The following is a 1,020-nucleotide window of genomic DNA, read 5'->3' as shown; positions in this document are numbered from 1 at the left end:
GGCGTCGAGGGGGTTGAGGCGTCCGGGAAGGCCGGGGCCGAGCGCGATGGTGTGCCCGCCGAGCGCGCGGGCTACGGGTGACCATTCGCCCTTGGGGTCGCAGGGGACGTAGATGTGGTAGCCGAAGGCGACTGCCCGCAGGGCCAGGGATTTGGCCAGCGCGGACTTGCCCATCCCGATGACCCCGGCGAGTAGGACGTTGGGGTTGGTGAACCCTTCCAGGCGGCCGTAGAGGGCGAACGGGTCGAAGCAGAACGCCGCCTCGGCGTGGACGTCCCGGCCGATGTACATCCCCGCCGCGCCGAGGCCGCCTTCGGCGAGGAAGGGGTAGGCGCCGGCGGCCAGGGCGGTGGTCATGCGGTGGGCGGCCAGCCGCAGGCCTGCGCCGCGGGCGGAGGCTGGACCGGGCCGCCCGGAGGCGGGGTAGGTGCCGCGCAGGTCCCCATCGTCCTGCCCGGCTCGGCGGCGCAGGCCGCAGTCCGGAGTGGCGGCGCGGGTCTGGCGGCGGGCCGCGGCCAGCGCTCGGGCGGCGCGCCGGCGGGTGGCGCGGTCGGCTTGGTCGGGGGTGAACAGCACGCTGGCGCTGGCGCGCACGAACACGCCTCCTTTCGAGCGGAGGTCAGGGACGGCAGGGACCGTTGCGTAGTTCGGTGGGCGTCACGACCTGGCGGACGCGCACACCGACCGCCAAGTGCCGCTGACATGCGGTCAGCCGAGCCGCCGGTTCGGGTGAATCGCTGTCGCCGGCGCGCCGGTCGGGGCGGGGGGTGGCGTGGTAGGCGGCGTGGAGGTGTTCGGTGGCCTGCCATAGGCGGACGCGGGCAGCGTGCAGGTGGAGGCCTGTGGCGGGCAGGAGTCCGCTGGTGGCGGTGGTGCGTGCGTCGAGCAGGGCGAACAGGGCGGCGGTGTGGGCGTGGAGGGCGTCGAGTTCGGCGCGGTCGGCGGGCCGGTCGTGCTCGGGCAGTGCGGTGTGGTGGTGGAGCTGGAGGGCGCAGGTCGCAAAGCGCAGCAAGTGCGGGG

General features: G+C 75.1%; 1 protein-coding gene and 1 pseudogene. Both read right to left on the bottom strand.

All coding sequences use genetic code 11. The features are described 5' to 3' along the window. Positions 1 to 594: pseudogene (locus AOK09_RS31455) on the bottom strand (ATP-binding protein); the annotation flags it as partial. 25 nt (positions 595 to 619) lie between these two features. After that, positions 620 to 1,012, bottom strand: coding sequence for a DUF6238 family protein (locus AOK09_RS31450; RefSeq protein ID WP_055590636.1), 393 nt, complete (start codon positions 1,010 to 1,012; stop codon positions 620 to 622). Between the last annotated feature and the right edge of the window lie 8 nt (positions 1,013 to 1,020).

The organism is Peterkaempfera griseoplana (assembly GCF_001418575.1).
Classification (GTDB): domain Bacteria; phylum Actinomycetota; class Actinomycetes; order Streptomycetales; family Streptomycetaceae; genus Peterkaempfera; species Peterkaempfera griseoplana.
Note: the sequence above shows the minus strand (reverse complement) of the source record. Positions and strands in the feature narration are given on the sequence as shown.